We start from the raw sequence: 3,229 nt of genomic DNA, 5'->3' as shown, positions 1-3,229 counted from the left end.
TCGTGTGAATTACACGCCACTGGCTGTGCTTGCTGGGGTGACGGTGGCAACGGTGGCGGCCTTGCTGGGCTATCGCGTTGGAAAGAAACGAGGGAAAGGGGACTGATAAACCGGTCTTAGCCCCTCCCCTTGGTGTCCAACCGCTCTGTAGGCCTCTCAGGCGCCGCTGGTGCCGCTGGTTGGACGCCAAGGGTGAATCCGCCTCGATACCCTGATTACTCGCTTCCTGCGCCCTCTCAGGCGGCGATAGGGGACTGGTAAAACGGGGATTGCCCAGACGCCTCCCCCGCCCCTTCAGGGGCACAAATGCGGCCCCAACGGGGCCACGTAGTGGTGCGTTTTTTGCGTTTCCACCCTTTTCTTCCTTTTCCCTTTTAAACCTTTTAGGACGTCTACAGGCCACGTAATCCGTGGCCTGTAGAGTTTAAAAAGGGACGGATTTGTTGCCATTAAGGGACGGATTTGTTGTTAAGAAGGGACGGATTTGTTGTTGTAAAGGGACGGATTTGTTGTATTGTGGGACGCAGATACAGTGTCCCCTTATACACAAGGAATGTCGAACGTGGCCTCACCCCCAATGGTTTACAAAAGCAATGCCCTGGTCGAGGCCGCGTATCGCCTCAGTGTTCAGGAACAGCGGATCGTTCTGGCCTGTATTAGCCAGGTGAAGAGGAGCGAGCCTGTCACCGATGAAGTGATGTATTCAGTGACGGCGGAGGACATAGCGACGATGGCGGGTGTCCCTATCGAATCTTCCTACAACCAGCTCAAAGAAGCGGCCCTGCGCCTGAAACGGCGGGAAGTCCGGTTAACCCAAGAGCCCAATGGCAAGGGGAAAAGACCGAGTGTGATGATTACCGGCTGGGTGCAAACAATCATCTACCGGGAGGGTGAGGGCCGTGTAGAACTCAGGTTCACCAAAGACATGCTGCCGTACCTGACGGAACTCACCAAACAGTTCACCAAATACGCCTTGGCTGACGTGGCCAAGATGGACAGCACCCACGCGATCAGGCTTTACGAGCTGCTCATGCAATGGGACAGCATCGGCCAGCGCGAAATAGAAATTGACCAGCTGCGAGAGTGGTTTCAACTGGAAGGCCGGTATCCCTCGATCAAGGACTTCAAGTTGCGAGTGCTTGATCCAGCCGTGACGCAGATCAACGAGCACAGCCCGCTACAGGTGGAGTGGGCGCAGCGAAAGACCGGGCGCAAGGTCACACATCTGTTGTTCAGTTTTGGACCGAAGAAGCCCGCCAAGGCGGTGGGTAAGGCCCCAGCGAAGCGCAAGGCCGGGAAGATTTCAGATGCTGAGATCGCGAAACAGGCTCGCCCTGGTGAGACATGGGAAGCGGCCCGCGCTCGACTAACCCAGATGCCGCTGGATCTGGCCTAGAGGCCGTGGCCACCACGGCCCGGCCTGCCTTTCTGCAGGGACTGCCGCTCCCGCTTTTGGGCCAGAAGCTCCTGCTTCTTGGCCTCTTTCTCACGCTGAACCTCATCCCGGGCCTGCGGTAGCCGCGCCGCCCACTCAGGACGCTCCTTCTGGAGTGTCCTTTCGGCGTCTCGCACAGAAAAACCGCCGCCCGGTGTCAGGTAGCACCGCACACGCTCAAGCCGCTTACGCAGGTCGTTCTCCCGCCCAACTTTCCACGCCTTAATGCGTTTGGCGGTAGCGCACCATTCAGTCATGAGCTTCTCGTAGCTGCTGCGCTTGAACGCGGCCAACAGCCCGGTTGGCTCCACTGGACGCTTCTTCGCATGGTTGGCTTCGGCGTTCCGTCGTTTGGTGCTGATGGCCTGTATCTGCTGATCGACGCGGGACTCTAGACGCTCTGCCCGCTGCCGGTAGCCCATATACAACTCAGCCTTGCGCCCATCCCATGCCTTGACCAAATCAGCCGCGGGCAGGGCTTCAACCTGACGCGCCTTGGCCCGGCGCTCGCGCTCGGTTTTCAGGTCGATGATCTGCGCAGTCAGCCCTTGGCGCTGCTCGTTGTTGGCCATCACCTGCCGGTTTCCGTCGCCTCGATCGCTGATCCGGCCACGGCGCTCCATCTCGGAGGCCACTGGCCCGAGGTGGGTGGTCGCCTCACGGTCGATACCTTGATCCTTGAGGCTTCGGGCGTCGATCCGTTCGGTGCTGCCCGCTCGCTCCAGGGCGCGATTGGCGGTCTGCTCCCACAACTGCCGAATGGCCTTCACCTCGTCGGCGGCTGGGCCTAAACCCAGCTCCCGGCGTTTCTTGTCGGCCAGCTCGATGCTGGACTTGTCGCCCATGACCAGCTCGCCCGCTGCGCCTCGACTCACGCGCCGGGTGGTGGTGAGGATGTGCGCGTGATGATTGCGGTTGTCGCCCTCGCGGTCGGGTTCGTGGATAGCAACATCCACGGCCACGCCGTACCGGCGGGCCAGTTCGGCACCAAAGGAAACAGCCAACTCCCGGCGCTGGCCAGCATCCAGTTCGGCAGGCAGGGCCACGATCCATTCGCGGGCCGTCCGCGAATCCTTCCGGTTCTCGGCCAGTTCGGCGGCATTCCACAGCGCGCCGCGCTCGGCACTGCCGCCATCCGGCGCGATGATTTCGGCCGAAACTACACCCCCTTTCCGGGTGTAGTCATGGACAAGGCCGGTGCGTTCATCGACCAACTCGGAACCCGAACGATAGGCAGCAGCGGCGACGGCTGACCGTCCCGCGCTGCGTGCTATCGGCTTCGTGGTTGCGTGGTAGATGGCGATGGCCTTTGCTCCTTATTCTGATTTTTGCTTTTGCCCCGCAGGGCGCGCTGACTCGGTACGAGTCGTAAGTGCGCACTTGCTGCTTTCGCTTCGCTCTCTTGCTGCGTGTTATCGTACCACGACATATCTGAGTGAGGCCGGAAAATGGCACAAACCATAGAGCAAAAAATCGCAGAAGCTGAAGCCAAGCTAAATCGACTTCGGCAGCAAAGCCGTCAGCTCGAGAACGGGCAAAAGATCATTCTCGGCGGCCTGCTGCTCAATGCGGCCCAGCATCAGCCCAACATCCGCAAATGGCTGCTCGACGAGGCGGCCAAGGTCGTGACCCGTGACGTGGACAAAAAGCGGTTGGCTCCGTTGCTGTACGAGCTGGCGAAAATGCCCCAGGAGCCGCAGCAATGAATCAAACCGATGAGTTTGTGATTGATGGTTCAGAGCCCACCAAACCGGGGCGAGGCGTTCGTCGTGTGAATTACACGCCACTGGCTGT

Annotated in this window: 3 protein-coding genes; 2 read left to right on the top strand and 1 reads right to left on the bottom strand. The window is 59.9% G+C overall.

Translation table 11 applies throughout. The features are described from left to right. Positions 1 to 562: 562 nt before the first annotated feature. Entirely contained in the window at positions 563 to 1,396 is an 834-nt protein-coding gene (locus CJF39_RS22405) for a replication initiation protein (protein WP_212555998.1), read from the top strand. Here the strand turns inward: CJF39_RS22405 and mobQ are convergent. Continuing rightward, entirely contained in the window at positions 1,393 to 2,733 is a 1,341-nt protein-coding gene (mobQ, locus tag CJF39_RS22400) for a MobQ family relaxase (protein ID WP_283163093.1), read from the bottom strand. The two genes, CJF39_RS22405 and mobQ, sit on opposite strands and share 4 nt — an antisense overlap. 150 nt (positions 2,734 to 2,883) lie before the next feature. Between mobQ and CJF39_RS22395 the strand changes: the two genes are divergently transcribed. Then, entirely contained in the window at positions 2,884 to 3,141 is a 258-nt protein-coding gene (locus CJF39_RS22395; protein ID WP_094995346.1) for a hypothetical protein, read from the top strand. Positions 3,142 to 3,229 lie beyond the last annotated feature (88 nt).

Source organism: Pseudomonas lundensis (assembly GCF_002269125.1).
Lineage (GTDB): Bacteria > Pseudomonadota > Gammaproteobacteria > Pseudomonadales > Pseudomonadaceae > Aquipseudomonas > Aquipseudomonas lundensis_A.
This window is presented reverse-complemented; position numbering and strand designations above follow the sequence as displayed.